This window comes from Xanthomonas sp. NCPPB 1132, from assembly GCF_056629235.1.
This window is the reverse complement of record NZ_CM152819.1, coordinates 1,792,800-1,811,122: the sequence shown is the minus strand read 5'-3', so window position 1 is coordinate 1,811,122 and position 18,323 is coordinate 1,792,800. Positions and strand designations below refer to the sequence as shown.

The window sequence follows — 18,323 nt, the reverse complement described above, 5'->3', positions numbered from 1 at the left end:
GGACGATTCGCCACCTATCGTATCGCCTTGACGCGCAAAGTCACTCGTGTCGCCGGCACACCGCCCGGCATGCCCCAGGAAACCGCCATGAAGACCCTGCTTCCCTTGCTCGCCACCTCGCTGCTGGCCGGTGCGATCGGCACCGCCACCGCCGCGACGCCGGCCGACCAGCCCGCGCCGCTGCGCCCGGTCGCGACGTTCCTCGATGCGCTCAACGGCAGCGGCGGCAAGCCGATCGAGCAGCTCACGCCGGCGCAGGCGCGGCAGGTGCTGCGCGACGCCCAGGCCAATACGCCGTTGCCGCCGGCCGAGGTCAGCCGCACCACCATCCAGGCCGACGGCAAGCCGCTGAACCTGGTGATCGTGCGGCCGCCGCACACGGGCGGCCAGGTGTTGCCGGCCTTCATGTTCTTCCACGGCGGCGGCTGGGTGCTGGGCGACTTCCCGACCCACGAACGCCTGATCCGCGACCTGGTCAACGCCTCCGGCGCGGTGGCCGTCTATGTGGACTACACGCCGTCGCCGGAAGCGCAATACCCGGTCGCCATCCACCAGGCCTATGCCGCCACCCGCTGGGTCGCCGAGCACGGCGCGCAGATCGGCGTGGACGGCAAGCGCCTGGCGCTGGCGGGCAACAGCGTCGGCGGCAACATGGTCGCGGCGGTGGCGCTGCAGGCCAAGGCCGCGGGGACGCCGGCGCTGCGCTACGACCTGATGCTGTGGCCGGTGACCGATGCCCGCTTCGACGATGGCTCGTACCAGCAGTTCCAGAGCGGCTACTTCCTCACCCGCAACATGATGACCTGGTTCTGGGACAACTACACCACCGACCCCAGGGCCCGCGCCGAGATCACCGCCTCGCCGCTGCGCGCCACCCCGACGCAGCTGGCCGGCTTGCCGCCGACGCTGATCCAGACCGCCGAACTGGACGTGCTGCGCGACGAGGGCGAAGCCTTCGGTCGCAAGCTGGACCAGGCCGGCGTGACGGTCACGGTGACTCGCTACAACGGGCTGATCCATGACTTCGGCCTGCTCAATGCCCTGCGCGACGTGCCTGCGGTGCGGACCGCGATTCAGCAGGCGGGCGACGGCCTGCGCGAGCACTTGAAGTAAGCGCACGTTGGGCGGCACGCCCTGCAGCGCTCCCGGCTGCAGCGTGCCGCCCACTCGCATCCAACGCACTCAGGGCTGGGTGCGCTCCAGCGAGGCATCCCCGCCCAGGGTGCGATACAGCGTCACCCGATTGGTGGCCGCGGTCAGTTCCACCGCAACCAGACTGCGCTGCGCGGCGTAGTAGCTGCGCTGCGCATCCAGGTTGGACAGCGCGCTTTCCACGCCCTCGCGGTAGCGCTGTGCGCTGGCGTCGTAGGTGTTGGCGGCATCGGCGAGGAGCGCGCGCTGCGCCTGCACCTGCGCATCGATGGTGCCGCGCCGGGCCAGGGCATCGGCCACTTCACTGAAGGCGGTCTGCACGGTCTTTTCGTAGCCGGCTACCGCGGCATCGCGCTGCGCCTCGGTGTAGCGCACATTGGCGCGCGCCGCGCCGCCATCGAACACGGTGTAGGCGACGCCGGCGCCCACCGATGCGGTGCGCGCGTCGTGGGTGAACAGCTGCGACAGCGCGGTGCTGGTCAGGCCCAGCAGGCCGCTCAGGCTGATGCTGGGAAACAACGCCGCGCGCGCCGCACCGATCTGGGCATTGACCGCGCGCAGTTCGTATTCGGCCTGCACCACGTCGGGCCGACGCAGCAGCACGCTGGTGTCCAGGCCGGCCGGCGGATCGCCGATGCTGGCCGCGACCTCCTCGATCGAGGCCGGCAACAGCGCCGGATCGACCGGAGCGCCCACCAGCAACTGCAGCGCATTGACGTCCTGCGCCAGCGCCGTGGTCTGCGCAGCCAGGTCGGCCTGCGCGGCATGCAGTACCTGGTTGGCCTGGTCCAGGTCCGAGTGCGGCACGATGCCGCCATCCACCCGCTGTGCGGTCAGCGCCACGCTGGCGCCGGCGCTGCGTTCGGTGTCCTGCGCGAGCGTCAGCAGGCTGCGGTCGCTGGCGTAGGTCAGCCAGGTTGTGGCGATGTCGCCGACCAGGGTCAGGCGCGTGGCCCGGGCCGCGGCTTCCTGTTCCAGGTAGCGCTGCTGCGCGGCCGTGCTCAGCGCGTGCAGACGGCCGAACAGGTCGAGTTCGAAGGCGGTGACGCCTACGCCCAGGTCGTAGTTGCTGGCATAACCGGCAGCCGGCGCGGCCGCTGCGTTGCCGCCCTGGGTCGCGTCGTTGGCCGGCGCCGCGCCCTTGCCGCGGTAGGAGCGCGTGTAGGTCGCGCTGGTCCCCACCTCCGGCAGCAGCGCCGCGCGCTGAATCCGGTACTGCGCGCGCGCCTGGGCGATGTCGGCAAGCGCGATCCGCAGGTCGCGGTTGTGGTCCAGCGCCTGCGCGATCAGCGCCTGCAGCCGCGGGTCGGCGAACACCTGCCGGTAGCTCAGCGACGGCAGCGTGGCCTCGTGCTGCGCCAGGTAGGCGTCGCCCACCGGCCACGACGGCGGGATCGGTGCGGCGGGACGCACGTAGGCCGGCGTCAGGCTGCACGCCGACAGCAGGCACGCGGCGCCAAGCGCGAGCGCGCGCATCAGGCCGGCTCCGGCCGCGTCGGCGCCGACGGCGGCGCGGCGCCGTTGCGACGTGCGCGGCGGCGCGCCAGCCACTCGGCCATCGCGATGTGGAAGGCCGGCGTCAGGTACAGGGTCAACGCCTGCGAGAACAGCAGGCCGCCGACCACCGCGATGCCGAGCGGGCGCCGCGCCTCAGCGCCGGCGCCGAAACCCAGCGCGATCGGCAACGACCCCAGCACCGCTGCCAGGGTGGTCATCATGATCGGGCGGAAGCGCACCGTGGCCGCTTCCAGCATCGCCGCACGCGGCTGCTGCCAGCGTTCCTCGCCCGAGCGCTCCAGGTCCAGCGCGTAGTCCACCATCATGATGCCGTTCTTCTTGACCAGCCCGACCAGCAGGATCAGGCCGACGAAGCTGAAGAGATTGAGCTCCTGGCGGAACAGCACCAGCATGAGGATGGCGCCGAACCCGGCCAGCGGCAGCGAGGTCAGGATGGTGATCGGGTGCAGCGCGTTCTCGTACAGGATCGCCAGCACGCCATAGATCAGCAGCACGGTGATCAGCAGCAGCATCGGCAGCGTCTTCATCGAATTCTCGAAGGCCTGCGCCGAGCCGGCGAACTGGCCGCTGATGGCGCGGGCGTCGTCCTTGCCCAGGGTCTGCGCCATCAGGTTGCCGATGCCGGCGGCGGCCTCGCCCAGCGACACGCCCGGCGCCAGGTTCATCGACAGGGTCACCGCCGGCAGGCCGGCGTAATGGTTGATCGCCACCGGCCCCACGCCCATGCGCACGTCGGCCACCGCGCGCAGCGGCACCATCGGGCCGCCGGCGGCGGTCAGCACCGCACTGGTGCCGGAACTGCTGTTGGAGGTCTGCGTGCCGATCGCGGTGATGCCGGGATTCTGGTTGCCGTTGAACGACAGCGCATCCAGGCCGTTGAGGTCGGCCTGCGCCGCGGGATCGACCTGCAGCAGCACTTCGTACTGATCGGTGTCGCCGTAGATGGTGCTGATCTTGCGGCCGCCGTAGGCGCTGGCCAGGGTGTCCTGCAGGCCGGCGGCGGTGACCCCCAGCGCGGCGGCCTGCTCGCGGTGCAGCACCACCTCGATCTCCGGGTTCTTGAGTTGCAGGTCGCTCTGCGGATCCTGCACGTCGCGCAGTTGCCGCAGGCGCTGCAGGATGGTGTCGGACTGGGCGTACAGCGCCTTCTGGTCGGTGGACTGCAGCACGTACTGCAGCGATCCGTTCGAGGCGGTCGGCCCCATGTCGATCGCCGGCGGATTGCGCATGTTGAGGGTGATGCCCTGGATTGCGGCGACCTGCTTGCGCACGTCCTGGATCACCTCCTCGGCGCTGCCGCTGCGCTCGGACAGCGGCTTGAGCCCGATCAGCAGGCGCCCGCTGTTGCTGAGCGAGTTGTCCGAACCGATCACCGATTCGACGTTGGCCACGTTGGGATTGCGCTGGATGATCTTCACCACCGCCGCCTGCTTGGCGACGAAGTCGGCGAAGGCGGTGCCCTCCGGCACGCGGGTGTCGCCGTCGATCTTTCCCGAATCCACCTGCGGGATGAAGCCCTTCTCGACCACGGCATAGACGCCGGCGGTGCCGACCAGGGTGGCCACGCCGATGACGCACATCAGACCGATGCGCTCGGTCGCCCAGGCCAGCGAGCGCGCGTAGCCGCGTTCGCTGGCGTCGACCAGCCGGTCGAAGCGCTCGAACACCCAGCCCGTGCTCTTCTTCGGGTCCAGCCAGCGGCTGGCGAGCATCGGGGTGAGGGTCAGCGAGACGATGCCGGACAGGATCACCGCGATCGCGATCACCATGCCGAACTCGGAGAACAGCCGCCCGACCAGCCCGCCCATGAACACGATCGGCAGGAACACCGCCGACAGCGACACCGTCATCGACAGCACGGTGAAGCCGATCTCGCGCGAGGCGGCGATGGCCGCGTCCATCCGACTGGCGCCCTGCTCGGCGTGGCGGACGATGTTCTCGATGACCACGATGGCATCGTCGACGACGAAGCCGACCGACAGGGTCAGCGCCAGCATCGAGATGTTGTCCAGACTGAAGTGCAGCAGGCGCATCACCGCGAAGGTGCCGATCAGCGAGGTCGGCAGCACCAGCGCCACGATCAGGGTCGCCATCCAGTTGCGCAGGAACAGCAGGATCACCACGATCACCAGCACCAGCGAGCCGACCAGGGTCCACTCCACGTCCTCCACCGAGGCGCCGATGTAGTCGCCGCGGTCGTAGAGCACGTCGAGCTGGGCGTCGCCGGGCAACTGCGCGCGAATCCCCGGCAGCGCCGCCTGGATGCCCTGGGTCACCGACAGCGTGTTGGCGCCCGGCTGACGGTGGATGTTGATCTCGATCGCGCGCTGGCCGTTGAGCGAGGCCGCGGTCTGCAGGTTCTCGACGCTGTCCTCGGCATGGCCGACGTCGCGCAGGCGCACCGGCGCACCGTCCGCATAGCTCAGCACCATGGCGTCGAAATCGGCCGCGCGCTTGAGCTGCCCGTCGGCGCGCACGGTGTAGGACCGCGCGCGCCCCATCAGCGTGCCGGCCGGCGCGTTGCTGTTGCCCGCCTGCACCGCCGACACCACCTGGTCGAAACCCAGGTGGCGGGCGGCGAGCAGATGCGGATTGACGAACAGGCGCACCGCGTACTTCTGCGCGCCGTTGACGTCGATCTGGCCGGCGCCCGGCACCGAGGCCAGGCGCAGCGCCACGCGGTCCTTGGCGAACTGGTTGAGCAGCGGCAGCGCGATGGTCCTGGAGCGCAGGATCAGGTGCATGATCGGCGCGGCGCTGGGATCCTCCTTCTGGATCTGCGCCGGATTGATCTCGCGCGGCAGCAGGCCGGCCGCCTGCGACACCGCGTTCTGCACGTCCTGCGCGGCGGCATCGACATTGCGGCTCAACGCGAACTGCAACACGATGCGGGTGCTGCCGACGCTGCTGGTCGAGCTCATCGTGTCCAGCCCGGGCAGGCCGCTGAACTGCCGTTCCAGCGGCGTCGCCACCGCCGCGGCCATGGTCTCGGGATTGGCGCCGGGCAGCGACATGTTGACAGTGATGGTCGGGAAGCTGACGTCGGGCAGCTCGCTCACCGGCAGCGCGAAGTAGGCCATGCCGCCGGCCAGCACCAGCCCGATCATCAGCACCGAGGTCATCACCGCGCGGCGGATGAACAGCGCCGACAGGTTCACGCAGGCCGTCCGGTCGCCGCCGCGTTCGGCGTGGCGTGCGGGTTGCCGGATTGCACGGCGCTGCCGTCGCGCAGTTCGTTGGGCACGGTGAGGATGACGCGGTCGCCCGCGCGCAGGCCCTTGGCGATCACCGCCTGCCCGTCGACCATCCGCGCCACGGTGAGCGGCCGCGCCGCGGCGTGGCCATCGACCACGCAGTACACGTACGGCCCCTGCTGTCCCTGCTGCAGGGCGCTCTCGGGCACCGACAGCGCCTGCGGGTCCTCTGCCAGGATCACCCGTACGGTGACGAACTGCCCCGGCCACAACGTGGCGCCGGCGTTGGCGAAGCGTGCACGCGGCTCCAGCGTGCCGCTGCTGGTGTCGAAGGCGTTATCGAGAAACGCTACCTTGCCGCGATCGAGCAGCGTGCCGCTCACCGCATCCAGCGCCAGCACCGGCAGCCCCAGGCCCTGGTGCCCCAGCGGCGCGGCGCGCACGGCATCGACCTGCACATGCGCCAGCGCGAAGCGCACCTCGATCGGGGTGCTGACGTTGAGCGTCACCAGGGCGGTGCTGGACCCGCTGGACACCAGGTTGCCCGGCTTGACCGCGATGGCACCGGCGCGGCCGTCGATGGGCGCGCGGACCTGGGTGTAGGCCAGCGACAGCTGCGTCTGCTCGACCTGCGCCTGGTCGGCGGCGACGGTGCCGCGCAGCGAGCGCAGCGTGTCGGCCGCGGTGGTGTAGGTCTTGGGATCGACCGCGCCGGTCCTGGACAGCTTGGCATAGCGCGCCTCGGTATCGGCCGCATCCGCCGCCAGCGCCTGGTCGCGGGCCAGGGTGGCGCGTGCCTGCGCCAACGCCGTCCGCAGCGGCCGCGGGTCGATGGTGAACAGCAGTTGCCCGGCGTGGACCTGTTCGCCGTCATGGATCAGCACCGACTGCAGCACCCCGTCGGCCTGCGCGCGCACCTCCACGGTCTGTGGCGACAGCAGGGTGCCCGAGGTCTCGATGATGTCCGGCACCCGGTGCTGCGCGACGGTCATGGTCTGCACGCGCAAGGGTTCGGGCGCCGGCGCGGGTTGCTGGCGATGTGCGCGCCAAACCCACACGCCGAGGATCAGCAGGCTCACTGCGACGAGGCCGGCCAGCAGTGCGACCCGGCCCAGGCCGCGCGCAGCGTACGCCGTCGCATACTTCGCCACACGCCGGCGTGTTGTGCGCGGCGCCGCACTGTCATCGTGGATGGCAACGTGGCGCGCGGCGTGATCGCGTTCCGCGCCGACGTTTGGGTGCTGCCCAGGGAACCGCCCATCGCTCTGGCTTCGCATGCCGGCCGCGTCCGCACTCGTGGTGATTGGCGATGCCGTGACACCAGGATCTCTGTGCGCACGCAGCGGCATAGCCTGTCCCAATGAGGCCAGATCGACAGTGATGGCTCCGTGATAGAGCGCACATGATTAGGCGCGGTGTGCGCCGCGCTGTGCACACGTCATCGACGGACCCACGTCTCCGCCCACCGTGTGGACAAGGACCGCAGCGCACGCCGGCCAGGGGTGCGCCCGAACGCTCACGGACTGCCGTCGCGCTCCACCACCAGCACCCGCGCCGCGCCCTGCGGGTGCGCCACGTGCTCGGTACCCTCCGGCGCATGGAACACATCGCCGGCCTGCAGCAGCGCGGCCTGTTCGACGCCGTGCACGCGCCAGCGCATCTGCACCTGTCCATCCAGCACCACGAACACCTCCTGACCGTCGTTGACATGCCAGACATAGGGCTGGTCGGTCCAGTGAATGCGCACGCCGACGCCGTCCAGCAGCGCCACCGGCAGCGCCTCCCAGGCGCGGCTGCCGGTGAACTCGCGCGCCCGCAGCACCCGCGGCGCGGCGCTCATGCCAGACCCCGCGCGCGGCGGTTGGACTGCAGCACGCTGTCGCGCGGCAGCGACTGCCCTGCCTGCACCGTCGCGATCCACTGTGCGGTGTCGGCGGCCGCGGCGAAGTTGCTGTGGAACACCACCCCGAACACCCGGTGGATCTCCTCGGCGCTGGCCTGGCCGGCGGCGTTGGCGTAAGGCAGCGCGCCGCTGGCGTCGCCCAGCACTTCCACCGCCAGCCCGCGATGGAAGGCCTCATACACGGTGGAGGCATTGCAGTTGTGGGTCATGTAGCCGGCCACGGTCAGCGTGTCGATCGCGTGCTGCTGCAGCCAGTCGGCCAGGTCAGTATCGGCGAACACGCTGGGCCGGGCCTTGCGCAGCAGACGCGCATGCGGCCGCGCGGCGACCTGCGGGTGCAACGCCCAACCGGCGCTGCCGTCGGCGAACACCGGCGCCTGCGCCGGCGCGGTGTGCTGCACCACCAGCACCGGCACGCCGTGCGCCTGCGCGACATCCATCGCCTGCAGGATGTTGGGCAGCGATTGCGCCACCGGCGGATGGGCGATGGGCAGCGCGCCATCGAAATACTCGTTCTGGACATCGATGACCAGCAGGGCGCGGCGGGGAGAGGACATGCGGTGGCTCCGAGGCGAGGGGCATCCAGTGTCGGCGGCCGCACCTGCGCCGACGAGTGGCCCGAAACACCGTTTTCGCTAAAATCGGGCCATGTCGCCGCATCGCATCGCTGTGGTCGCCTTCGACCGCATCAGCCCCTTCCACCTGGCGGTGCCCTGCCAGGTGTTCGAGGCGCGGCCGGACACCGACCTGCCGGCCTTCGACCTGCGGGTCTGTGCGGCCGACCCAGGCCCGCTGCGCACCGACGCCGGCTTCGCCATCCAGGTGCAGCACGGCCTGAAGGCGCTGGAGGGCGCCGACACGGTGATCGTGCCGTCCTGGCGCGATGCCACCGAGCCGGCACCGGCGGCGCTGTGCCAGGCGCTGCGCCGCGCCCACGCCGCCGGCGCGCAGGTGGTGGGGCTGTGCCTGGGCACCTTCGTGCTGGCCGATGCCGGCCTGCTCGACGGCCGCCCCGCCACCACCCACTGGGCGGCGCTGGCGCGCTTCGCGCAGCGCCATCCGCAGGTGCGGCTGCAACCGGACGTGCTGTACGTGGACGACGGCGACGTGCTGACCTCGGCCGGCACCGTGGCCGGCATCGATTGCTGCCTGCACCTGGTGCGGCGCCGCCACGGCGCCGACGTCGCCAACCGCATCGCCCGGCGCCTGGTGGTGGCGCCACATCGCCAGGGCGGGCAGGCGCAGTACATCGAACAACCGCTGCCGGCCAGCCGCCGCGACGCCCAGTTGGGCCCGACCCTGGACTGGATGCTGCAGCGCCTGGACCAGCCGCAACGGCTGGATGCGCTGGCCGCGCACGCGCGGATGAGCCGGCGCAGCTTCACCCGGCAGTTCCGCCAGGTGACCGGGACCACTGTGGTGCAGTGGCTGGCGCACCAGCGGCTGGTGCGCGCCCAGCAGTTGCTGGAGCGCACCGACCTGCCACTGGAGCGCATCGCCGCCGACTGCGGCTTCGGCAGCGCCGGCGCGCTGCGCCTGCAGTTCACGCGCGATCTGGGGTTGCCGCCGTCGGCGTATCGCCGCGGCTTCCGTGCCGGCTGAGCGGCCGCTGCGTTCCGCCGACCGGGCCACGTCGCCTGCACCGGCACCCGCTACAATCGGCGCATGCGCGTCTTCCTCCAGCAACGCCCCGACGGCAACGAGCCGCCACGCTACCTGCAGCTGACCCTGCAGCCGGACCTGCTCGGCGGCTGGGAACTGTTGCGCGAGAGCGGCCAGATCGGTGGCCGCGCGCAGCTGCGGCGCGAGCTCTATCTGCAGCAGGAAGACGCCAACGCCGCCTTCGAGAAAGCCCGCGACGCCCAGCTCAAGCGCGGCTTCCAGGTCATGTTCACCCGTGGCGCCGACGCGCCGCGCTAAGGAATCCCCCATGCTCAAGAACGACCGCCTGCTGCGCGCGCTGCGCCGCGAGCCCGTGGACCAGACCCCCGTGTGGCTGATGCGCCAGGCCGGGCGCTACCTGCCCGAGTACCGCGCCACCCGCGCCCGCGCCGGCAGCTTCCTGGCCATGGCCAAGACCCCGGAACTGGCCTGCGAGGTGACCCTGCAGCCGCTGGCGCGGTTCCCGCTGGACGCGGCGATCCTGTTCTCGGACATCCTCACCATTCCCGATGCGATGGGCCTGGAGCTGTACTTCGTCGAAGGCGAAGGCCCCAAGTTCCGCCACCCCGTGCGCGACGCCGCGGCGATCGCCCGGCTCGGCGTGCCGGACATGGAGACCGAGCTGCGCTACGTGATGGACGCGGTGCGGGTGATCCGCCGCGAACTGGACGGCAGCGTGCCGCTGATCGGCTTCTCCGGCAGCCCCTGGACCCTGGCCTGCTACATGGTCGAGGGCGGCGGCAGCGACAACTACGCGCGAATCAAGGCGCTGGCGCTGAACGACCCCGCGGCGCTGCACGCGCTGCTGTCGGTCAACACCGACGCGGTGATCGCCTACCTGGCGGCGCAGCGCGCGGCCGGCGCGCAGGCGCTGCAGGTGTTCGACACCTGGGGCGGCGTGCTGAGCCCGGCGATGTACCGCGAGTTCTCCCTGCCCTACCTGCAGCGCATCGCCCGCGAACTGGCGCGCGGCGACGGCGCCGAGCGCACCCCGCTGATCCTGTTCGGCAAGGGCAATGCGCCCTACCTGGAAGAGCTGGCCGGCTCCGGTGCGGAAGGCGTGGGCGTGGACTGGACCATCGACCTGGCCAACGCCGCGCGCCGCACCGGCGGCCGCGTCGCCCTGCAGGGCAACCTGGACCCGGCGATGCTGTACGGCGCGCCGGAGGCGATCGACCGCGAAGTGCAGCGCGTGCTGCGCAGCTATGCCGACGGCAACGGCGGTTCGCTGGACGGACATGTGTTCAATCTCGGCCATGGCCTGTCGCCGGACATGCAGCCCGAGCATGTCGGCGCGCTGGTGGAGGCGGTGCAGCGGCATAGTCGGCGCCACGTACCGGGGTAAGCCATATGGCCAGCGGTAGCCGCCGCTGAGCCGCTGGCGAATATTGCACCTGCCTGCCCAGGGTCAGACTGCCGCATTATGCGTCGCGGAGGCGAATGCCCAAGTCTGCGCATTGTCTACCCGCGCAAGACCTGAAGATTGTAACTTTGAACAGCATCAAGGACGTTCTATCACCCCTTCGCAGCGAGGGCATTGCTTTACAAGCACGCCGCATCGCACCGCATGCCCAGCATGCGGTCTTATCGAAAAATCAAGGACGATTTTTATGAAAAAAATACTCGCAGGATTATTTTCACTCCTCTTCGCATGTTCGTTTTTGGCAAAAGCAGATGATACTGCATCCGTATGCAACGGATGCTCGAACCAAGCGCTTAGATTTCAAGCGCAGGATCTCGGCAATGGACATCACTACTTTTGGGATTTCACCAATCGCAAGCTGACACATTACCTCACGCAGGGCATAACCACTCCATATGCGCACATCCAAAAAAATAGCATTTCATTTGCAAGCAAAATTTCCGTTACAGTGATTCCACTGACACCCGAAGACTCGCAACTACTGAACTACGGGCTAGAACTTTACGATTCCACCGGAAGTACGGATATACGGTCCACCATCGCATCCGACTTTGACATCCCCACCGCTTCAGCGCGATCAGAATTTAGAACAGCAAGCGAGACGACTCGCAAAATGACGGCATTCGATGCGGTGACCACACCAGCCTATCGAGAGGCCGTGATCAATATAAACTTCAGCTACAACAACCTCGGACCTTTCTATTGGGCCCACGACAGAATCCGCACAGCCCTCTCAACCCTTACAAATTTCGCAGCGGTCACCGGCCTAAAAACCCCCTTCACAATAGTAAACAACATCCAGCTTCCTGATGGATCTTATTTTCAGGTCGGCTGGGACTTCAATACCAGAGCATATACCTATCTAAAGGGCTCGGCACATGACGCTGCAGGAAACCGCATACCTGAAAACGTGGTTGATGCGGGCGGCGGCCTCGGAGGAAGTACAAACTACGCCTATCCAGACACCGTCTCGGGAGTAACAACGGGAGGCGAAATGACGGATCACCTGGGCTCGCTTGGCGTAAAGTGGAATACACCAGCAGGCGCCCCAGTAAACCAAGGATTTATAATCGGATGCTCCTCTACCCCTTCCGGCACGTATTGCACCATACAGCCCCTGACCCGATGAATACCATCCCCGTCGGTAACACTCCTCTCGTCCGCTCGTTCCTGTTATTGTTTTTCGCCATCGGCCTGGCATCGATCGGGTGGCAATCGACAAACGATCTGGATTGGCGAGCAGCCTTGTTATATGGCGGCATGATTGCTGTGTATGCCACTGGCGTCATCTTCTACTACAGGTCCCTGCAGAAGCGCAGACCGTTCGTCAATTACGGGTATTCCACTTTCTTGTTGCTTACTAGTCTGCTGGCGCTCATCAGTGGAGTAGTTACGTTGTTGGTGCGCCTGTAGCGCAGGAACGCGGCCCCGCTGCCACAGGTCCATCCGTGGCAGCGAGGCTGTCCGCTATCGCACTCGTAGAACACGTCCACTGTCGTTACGGCGCTCTGAAGCGTCCCACGCGCGCGCCGGACCAGCCACGACGCCGATGGCGCGGCACTGCAGCCCCTCCGCCCCGCCATCCGCATGAACCCTGTCATCTACTTCGAAATCCCGGTCGCCGACCTGGAGCGCGCCATCGCCTTCTACGGCGCCGTGTTCGGGCCCACGTTCGAACGTGCGGACGTGGACGGCAACGCGATGGCGTTCTTCCCTTACGCGCCGGACCGTCCGGGCGCCAGCGGCGCGCTCGCCCAGGGCGACAGCTACACGCCTGGCCACGCTTGCGCGCGCCTTTACTTCACGATGCAGGACATCCGCGCCACGCCCGACAAAGCAGTCGCCGCCGGAGGCCGCGTGCTGTATCCGCCGACCTTGGTCGACGTTTTCGGCGAGGTCGCGGAAATCGAGGATTGCGAAGGCAACTGCGTGGCGCTGCAGGCGCCGCCGCTCGCCGCCGACACCGCGGCCTGACGGCCCCCGGAAGCATCGACTCCTGAATAGAATCGCTGTCACGCGAACTGATGAAAGAAGTGGCGATTTTCTTGTAGAAGGGTCTTCAGTCCCGACGGGCTTTCACGGTAATGCCTGTCGGGACTGAAGTCCCTCCCACAGTGCAATGGCAACCGCGGTGCACGCTTGGTGGGCGCAATACCGGCTACCGGGTAGCGGATGTCGCCCTTTCAGCGTCATCTCTGAGCGCCGACTAGACGGCAAACGCCTCACGCGCGCAACTGCACGACACGGCGACGCGATCTGCGCGATCCTAGTGCTCCCCCCGCGTCACCCTGCGTGCCGATGTCCGCGCCCTCCTCCGATCCGATCGCCGTTCCCAACGCGCGCAGTTTCCGTCCGCTGCTGTGGCTGGTCTCGCTGGCCATCTTCATGCAGATGCTCGATGCCACCATCGTCAACACCGCGTTGCCGGCGATGGCGCGCAGCCTGGGCGAAAGCCCCCTGCAGATGCAGTCGGTGGTCTTCAGCTATGCGCTGGCGGTGGCGATGTTCATCCCCGCCTCCGGCTGGATCGCCGACCGCTACGGCACGCGCCGCACCTTCCTGACCGCGATCGTGCTGTTCACCCTCGGCTCGCTGCTGTGCGCGGCGGCGCCGCGGCTGCCGTATCTGGTGGCCGCGCGGGTGCTGCAGGGCATCGGCGGCGCGATGCTGCTGCCGGTGGGCCGGCTGGCGGTGATGCGCTCGGTGTCGCGCGCGCAGTTCCTCAGCGCGATGAGCTTCATCGCCATCCCTGCGCTGATCGGGCCGCTGGTCGGGCCGACCCTGGGCGGCTGGCTGGTGCAGGTGGCGTCCTGGCACTGGGTGTTCCTGATCAACCTGCCGATTGGTGCGATCGGCTTCGCCGCCGCGCTGAAGATCATGCCGGACTTCTACGGCGAACAGCGCACCCGCTTCGACCTGATCGGCTACGCAATGCTGGCCTTCGGCATGGTCGCGCTGTCGCTGGCGCTGGACGGCATCTCCGAGCTGGGCCTGCGCCACGCCTTCGTGATGCTGCTGGCGATCGCCGGGCTGGCGGCGCTGATCGGCTACTGGCTGCACGCGGCCAACGCGGCGGCGCCGCTGTTCCCGCTGCATCTGTTCAAGGTCACCAGCTTCCGCATCGGCATCCTCGGCAACCTGTTCTCGCGCGTGGGCAGTGGCAGCATGCCGTTCCTGATCCCGCTGCTGCTGCAGGTGGGCCTGGGCATGAGTCCGATGAACGCCGGCCTGATGATGATCCCGGTGGCGCTGGCCGGCATGGCCTCCAAGCGCGCGGCGGTAAAACTGGTGGAGCGCTTCGGCTACCGCCGCGTGCTGATGACCAACACGGTACTGGTCGGCACCGCGATGGCCAGCTTCCTGCTGTTCGACGCCGGCCAGCCGCTGGGCTGGCGGCTGCTGCAGCTCGCCCTGTTCGGCGCGGTCAACTCGCTGCAGTTCACCGTCATGAACACCGTGACCCTGCGCGACCTGGACCGCGACCAGGCCAGCGCGGGCAACAGCCTGCTGTCGATGGTGATGATGCTGGCCACCGGCTTCGGCGCCGCGGCCGCGGGCAGCCTGCTGGCCGCGTTCAACACCCACCTCGGCGATACCCACGGGGCCACCGCGGCGCTGCATGCGACCTTCGTCTGCGTCGGCGCGATCACCCTGACCTCGACCCTGATCTTCTGGCAGTTGCCGGATACCCGGCCGCTGCCGAAGCAGGTGGAGGAAGTGGCGGAGTAGCCGAAAAGCGGGGATTGGGGAGTCGGGATTGGGGATTCGCAACGGCGGCGGTATCGCGGTCTGCAGGATCCGTTGAAACGCGTAGGAGCGGCTTCAGCCGCGACCGGGCGTTCTCGGCAATGCCCGGTCGCGGCTGAAGCCGCTCCTACGACGGTGGCGGTGGCGCGGCGAACGCGCTAAGGGCGATCGTCGCTGCCGTGCTTCCCCGTTTGCGGTGTTTCTTCCAGGCCCGGCTCACCCTCCACCGCCTTCGCCAACATCTCGCCCGTCACCGGCTTGCGCAGGAACCCGCTGAAACCGGCGGCACGCGCCTGCGGTTCGGCGTCGGCGTCGGCGCGGGCGGTGACCGCGATCAGCGGCATGACGTAGCCGAAGGCGCGCAACTGCCGCGCCAGCGCCAGGCCGTCCAGGCCGGGCAGATCCAGGTCCAGCAGAGCGATGTCGAAGGGGCTGGCCGCCGCTTCGGTCAGCGCGGCCAGCGCGTGCGCGGCGTGGGTGACGTGGTGGCCGCGCGCGCGCAGCAGGCCGCCGACCACTTCGGCCACGGTCGGGTCGTCCTCGACCAGCAGGATCCGCCGCGGCGCTGCGGCGCCGGCGGACGCGCTGGCGTCGCGCGGTGCCTGCGGCAGCTGCACCGGCGCCCACGGCAACGGCAGATCGACCACGAAGCGTGTGCCGGCACCGAGCCGGCTGCTCAGGTCGATGCGCCCGCCCATCGCCACCGCCAGTTCCTGGCTGATCGCCAGGCCCAGGCCACTGCCGCCGTAGCGCGCGGCGGTGCGCGGCCCGTCGGCCTGCTCGAAGCGCTGGAACAATCGCGCCTGCTGTTCGGCATTGATGCCCGGCCCGGTATCGGCGACCTCGAAGCGCACGCCCTGCTGCGGCTGCAACGGCGCCACCCGCAATTGCACGCTGCCGTGCTCGGTGAACTTGATGGCGTTGTTGAGCAGGTTCAGCAGGATCTGCCGCACCCGCGTGGCGTCGCCGCACGCGGTGACCTGCGGCGGCATGGCGTTGTCCAGGGCGAAGACCAGCCCGCGGCTGCGCGCCATCGGCCCCATCATCGCCTCCAGTTCGGCGATCAGCCGGCCCAGGTCGAACGGCTGCTGCTCCAGTTCCAGGCGCCCTGCCTCGATCCGCGCCAGGTCCAGCGCATCGTTGACCAGACGTAGCAGATGCGAGCCGGCGTCGTGGATCGACTCGGTGTAGCGTCGCTGCTTGGCATCCAGCGACGTGGCCAGCAGCAGTTCGCTCATGCCCAGCACGCCGGTCATCGGCGTGCGCACCTCGTGGCCGAGCGTGGCCAGGAAGCGGGTCTTGGCCAGCGAGGCCTGCTCGGCCACCTCCTGCTTGTGCACGGCCAGTTGCCAGGCAGCGCGGCGGCGCAGGCGCCGCCGGTAGAGGTAGGCGAGCAGCCACAGCGCCAGGGCGGCCAGCGCCGCCAGCCCGGCCACGCCCCAGGGGCTGCGCCACCAGGGCGGCAGCACGCGGAAGCGCAGCGTGACCACCTTCGACCATACCTTGTCGGCAGTACGCGCCTGCATCTCCAGGGTGTAGTGGCCCGACGGCAGCCGCGAGAACAGGCGCTCGCCGCTGGCGCCCACGTCGACCCAGTCAGGGTCGTAGCCGCTGAGGCGGAAGCGGTAGGTGTTGGCGTCGGTGTCGGAGAACGACAGCAGGCGCGCGACCACATGCAGATCGCGATCGCCTTCCTGCAGCACGATGTGGTCGGCGTGCAACAGATCCAGCCCACGCTCGCCGCGGCGCACGCCGATGTGCTCGATCACCAGCGGCGGCTGCCGCTGCGACGGCACCACCTGCGACGGCTCGAACAGCACCACCCCGTCCGGGGTGCCGCCGAGGATCTGCCCGCTGCGCGCCTGCACCAGGCTGCGGGTCTGGAACTCCTGGTTGGGCAGGCCGTCGTGCACGCCATAGAAGCGGATCGCCTTGCTCGCCGGATCGACCCGGATCAGGCCGCGCATGCTGCTCAGCCAGGCCACGCCGCTGGCATCGACCACCAGGCCGTTCGGCGCCAGCGCCGGGAACTCCTGCTCGGCATCGATGCGGTCGAGCAGGCTCAGCCGGCTGCCATCCCACAGATAACGCTCGAGGCAGCCGACGCTGGCCAGCCAGACCACGTTGCCGTCGCTGATCGCCAGCGCGCTCAGCGGGCGCTGCGGTGCGCCGGGCACCGCTTCGAATCGCGCGCGCGCCGGGCTCCAGGCGAGCAGCCCGTGCTGCCCCAGCAACCAGGGCTGGCCCTGCGGCCCGAGGCTGGCCTCCTGCACGGTCAGATCCGCAGGCAGGCCGGCGTTTCCCGGCGCCATGGTGCGCAGCACGTGGCCATCGAGGTCGCGCACCTGCACGCCGCTGATGTCGCTGAAGATCCAGAGGTGGCGGTCGCTGCTGAAGACGATCCGGTCCACCTGCTCCATCATCGGCGCATCGGCACCGGCGTCCTTGCCCCAGCGCCGGACCTCGCCGCTGGCCGGGTCGTAGCGCAACACGCCTCCGGCGGCCGCCGCCCACAGCCGGCCCTGCGGGTCCTCGGCGATCGCCCGCGTCCAGTCCAGACCGAACAGCGCGCGCATGTGCCGACGCACGGCACCGGTGGCCGGGTCGAGCTTGTCCAGCACCCCGCGCGTGCCCGCCAGCCACACGCCGCCGTCGCGGGAAGCGGCGGTGGCCAGCACGTAGGGATTGCCCATCGACTCCGGGTCGTCCACCCGGTAGGACAGCACCGAGAACTGCTGCCAGTTGGCCGGCAGGTGCCACAGGCCGGCATTGCCGCTGGCGAACCACAGGCCGCCCTCGCGGTCCTCGAAGGCCAGCGACCAGTTCGGCTTGACCAATCCGTGCGCGGAGTTGCTGTACAGCGGTACATTGCGGATCAATCCGGACTCGCTTTCGCGGCCCAGCCCGTCCATGGTGTCGAACCAGCGCGTGCCGTGGCGGTCGTGGACCAGCATGCCCAGCACGCTGTCGCTGGGCATGTTGCGCCAGTACGGCTCCACCACGCTGGCGTCGGCGCGCACCAGGCGCGCCCCGCCGGTGGTGGCGACCCACACCGTGCCATCGCGTTCGGGGGTCAGCCCCTGCACCTCCGGCCGCGGCAGCGCGGCAGCATCGAGTCGCTGGAAATCGTGCCCGGTCCAACGCGCCAGACCACCGCGGGTGCCCACCCACAGGGTGCCGTCCGGCGTGGTCGCCAGATGGGTGACGCTGGCCGAAGGCAGGCTGTGCGCGTCGCCGGGGATCGGCATGAAGCGGCGCAGGCGGCCGTCCGGCTGCAACTGGTGCAGGCCACCAGCGGCGGTCCCGAACCAGACGCTGCCGTCCGGCGTGGACGCGATGGCCCACACGGTGGTGGAGCCGATCTGCGGATAGGTGCTGCGATCGTAGTAGCGGAACTGGCGGCGATCGGCGGAGAGCATGCCCAGGCCGGCACCGTCGGTACCGAACCAGACCCGGTTCTGCGCATCGACGTGCACCGACCAGATCTTGTTGGCGTGCAGGCCGTCCTCGATCCGCCAGATGCGGTAGCCGCGTCCGTCGAAGCGCGCCAGGCCGTCACCGCTGGCCAGCCACAGATAGCCGAGCTTATCCTCGGCGAAGCCATTGATGCTGTTGGACGGCAGGCCGTCGGCCACGGTCAGCTGGCGCGGCTGCGGCGTCGGCGGCACTGCCGCGCCGGCGACCGCGGACCACGCCAGCAGCAGCCATCCCAAGATCCGTCTCG

At 69.3% G+C, this 18,323-nt stretch carries 14 protein-coding genes; 8 read left to right on the top strand and 6 right to left on the bottom strand.

Annotated elements, in window-relative coordinates; all coding sequences use genetic code 11:
• The first annotated feature begins 87 nt into the window (after nt 1-87).
• Nucleotides 88-1,113 carry an alpha/beta hydrolase fold domain-containing protein gene (locus tag AC1G9L_RS07610; protein ID WP_019799676.1) on the top strand — a complete coding sequence of 342 codons (1,026 nt, stop codon included), beginning with the start codon at nt 88-90 and terminating at the stop codon, nt 1,111-1,113.
• Between the two features lie 69 nt (nt 1,114-1,182).
• Here AC1G9L_RS07610 and AC1G9L_RS07605 read toward each other — a convergent pair whose 3' ends face one another.
• From AC1G9L_RS07605 to AC1G9L_RS07585, 5 genes are all read right to left on the bottom strand, one after another.
• Nucleotides 1,183-2,628, bottom strand: coding sequence for an efflux transporter outer membrane subunit (locus AC1G9L_RS07605; protein ID WP_481070603.1), 1,446 nt, complete (start codon nt 2,626-2,628; stop codon nt 1,183-1,185).
• Nucleotides 2,628-5,828 (bottom strand): efflux RND transporter permease subunit, encoded by a 3,201-nt coding sequence (locus tag AC1G9L_RS07600; RefSeq protein WP_481070602.1) that lies wholly within the window; start codon nt 5,826-5,828, stop codon nt 2,628-2,630. The genes AC1G9L_RS07605 and AC1G9L_RS07600 overlap by 1 nt, the downstream gene beginning before the upstream one ends.
• Nucleotides 5,825-7,015, bottom strand: coding sequence for an efflux RND transporter periplasmic adaptor subunit (locus AC1G9L_RS07595; protein ID WP_019801436.1), 1,191 nt, complete (start codon nt 7,013-7,015; stop codon nt 5,825-5,827). The genes AC1G9L_RS07600 and AC1G9L_RS07595 overlap by 4 nt, the downstream gene beginning before the upstream one ends.
• 365 nt (nt 7,016-7,380) lie before the next feature.
• Complete coding sequence (locus AC1G9L_RS07590) at nt 7,381-7,704, bottom strand: cupin domain-containing protein (protein WP_019801435.1); 324 nt, start codon at nt 7,702-7,704, stop codon at nt 7,381-7,383.
• A complete protein-coding gene (locus tag AC1G9L_RS07585) occupies nt 7,701-8,324 on the bottom strand; it encodes an isochorismatase family protein (protein WP_019801434.1) in 624 nt (207 codons plus the stop codon). Before AC1G9L_RS07585 ends, AC1G9L_RS07590 begins: the two co-directional genes overlap by 4 nt.
• 91 nt (nt 8,325-8,415) lie before the next feature.
• On the opposite strand from AC1G9L_RS07585, the gene AC1G9L_RS07580 reads away from it, so the two are divergent.
• From AC1G9L_RS07580 to mdtD, 7 genes are all read left to right on the top strand, one after another.
• Nucleotides 8,416-9,369: a GlxA family transcriptional regulator gene (locus AC1G9L_RS07580; protein ID WP_481070601.1), complete on the top strand. Its 954-nt coding sequence runs from the start codon at nt 8,416-8,418 to the stop codon at nt 9,367-9,369.
• Nucleotides 9,370-9,432: 63 nt separating this feature from the next.
• Nucleotides 9,433-9,687, top strand: a complete 255-nt coding sequence (locus AC1G9L_RS07575; RefSeq protein WP_010344159.1) for a WGR domain-containing protein — start codon at nt 9,433-9,435, stop codon at nt 9,685-9,687.
• A 10-nt stretch (nt 9,688-9,697) separates the two neighbouring features.
• Nucleotides 9,698-10,774: a uroporphyrinogen decarboxylase gene (gene hemE / locus AC1G9L_RS07570; RefSeq protein ID WP_019802529.1), complete on the top strand. Its 1,077-nt coding sequence runs from the start codon at nt 9,698-9,700 to the stop codon at nt 10,772-10,774.
• Nucleotides 10,775-11,039: 265 nt separating this feature from the next.
• Nucleotides 11,040-11,981, top strand: coding sequence for a hypothetical protein (locus AC1G9L_RS07565; RefSeq protein ID WP_481070600.1), 942 nt, complete (start codon nt 11,040-11,042; stop codon nt 11,979-11,981).
• Entirely contained in the window at nt 11,978-12,265 is a 288-nt protein-coding gene (locus AC1G9L_RS07560) for a hypothetical protein (protein ID WP_481070599.1), read from the top strand. Before AC1G9L_RS07565 ends, AC1G9L_RS07560 begins: the two co-directional genes overlap by 4 nt.
• Before the next feature lie 174 nt (nt 12,266-12,439).
• Complete coding sequence (locus AC1G9L_RS07555; protein WP_019802527.1) at nt 12,440-12,826, top strand: VOC family protein; 387 nt, start codon at nt 12,440-12,442, stop codon at nt 12,824-12,826.
• 324 nt (nt 12,827-13,150) lie between these two features.
• On the top strand, nt 13,151-14,581 hold the full coding sequence (mdtD, locus tag AC1G9L_RS07550) for a multidrug transporter subunit MdtD (RefSeq protein WP_019802526.1): 1,431 nt from the start codon (nt 13,151-13,153) through the stop codon (nt 14,579-14,581).
• A gap of 176 nt (nt 14,582-14,757) precedes the next feature.
• Here the strand turns inward: mdtD and AC1G9L_RS07545 are convergent, their stop codons facing one another.
• Nucleotides 14,758-18,312 (bottom strand): hybrid sensor histidine kinase/response regulator, encoded by a 3,555-nt coding sequence (locus tag AC1G9L_RS07545; protein WP_481070598.1) that lies wholly within the window; start codon nt 18,310-18,312, stop codon nt 14,758-14,760.
• Between the last annotated feature and the right edge of the window lie 11 nt (nt 18,313-18,323).

What these genes read in the sequence shown, in the direction of transcription:
- AC1G9L_RS07585 (WP_019801434.1), bottom strand. Translation starts at nt 8,324, where the DNA reads ATGTCCTCTCCCCGCCGCGCCCTGCTGGTCATCGATGTCCAGAACGAG.
- mdtD (WP_019802526.1), top strand. Translation starts at nt 13,151, where the DNA reads ATGTCCGCGCCCTCCTCCGATCCGATCGCCGTTCCCAACGCGCGCAGT.
- AC1G9L_RS07560 (WP_481070599.1), top strand. Translation starts at nt 11,978, where the DNA reads ATGAATACCATCCCCGTCGGTAACACTCCTCTCGTCCGCTCGTTCCTG.
- AC1G9L_RS07565 (WP_481070600.1), top strand. Translation starts at nt 11,040, where the DNA reads ATGAAAAAAATACTCGCAGGATTATTTTCACTCCTCTTCGCATGTTCG.
- AC1G9L_RS07555 (WP_019802527.1), top strand. Translation starts at nt 12,440, where the DNA reads ATGAACCCTGTCATCTACTTCGAAATCCCGGTCGCCGACCTGGAGCGC.
- AC1G9L_RS07590 (WP_019801435.1), bottom strand. Translation starts at nt 7,704, where the DNA reads ATGAGCGCCGCGCCGCGGGTGCTGCGGGCGCGCGAGTTCACCGGCAGC.
- AC1G9L_RS07575 (WP_010344159.1), top strand. Translation starts at nt 9,433, where the DNA reads ATGCGCGTCTTCCTCCAGCAACGCCCCGACGGCAACGAGCCGCCACGC.
- hemE (WP_019802529.1), top strand. Translation starts at nt 9,698, where the DNA reads ATGCTCAAGAACGACCGCCTGCTGCGCGCGCTGCGCCGCGAGCCCGTG.
- AC1G9L_RS07605 (WP_481070603.1), bottom strand. Translation starts at nt 2,628, where the DNA reads ATGCGCGCGCTCGCGCTTGGCGCCGCGTGCCTGCTGTCGGCGTGCAGC.
- AC1G9L_RS07580 (WP_481070601.1), top strand. Translation starts at nt 8,416, where the DNA reads ATGTCGCCGCATCGCATCGCTGTGGTCGCCTTCGACCGCATCAGCCCC.
- AC1G9L_RS07610 (WP_019799676.1), top strand. Translation starts at nt 88, where the DNA reads ATGAAGACCCTGCTTCCCTTGCTCGCCACCTCGCTGCTGGCCGGTGCG.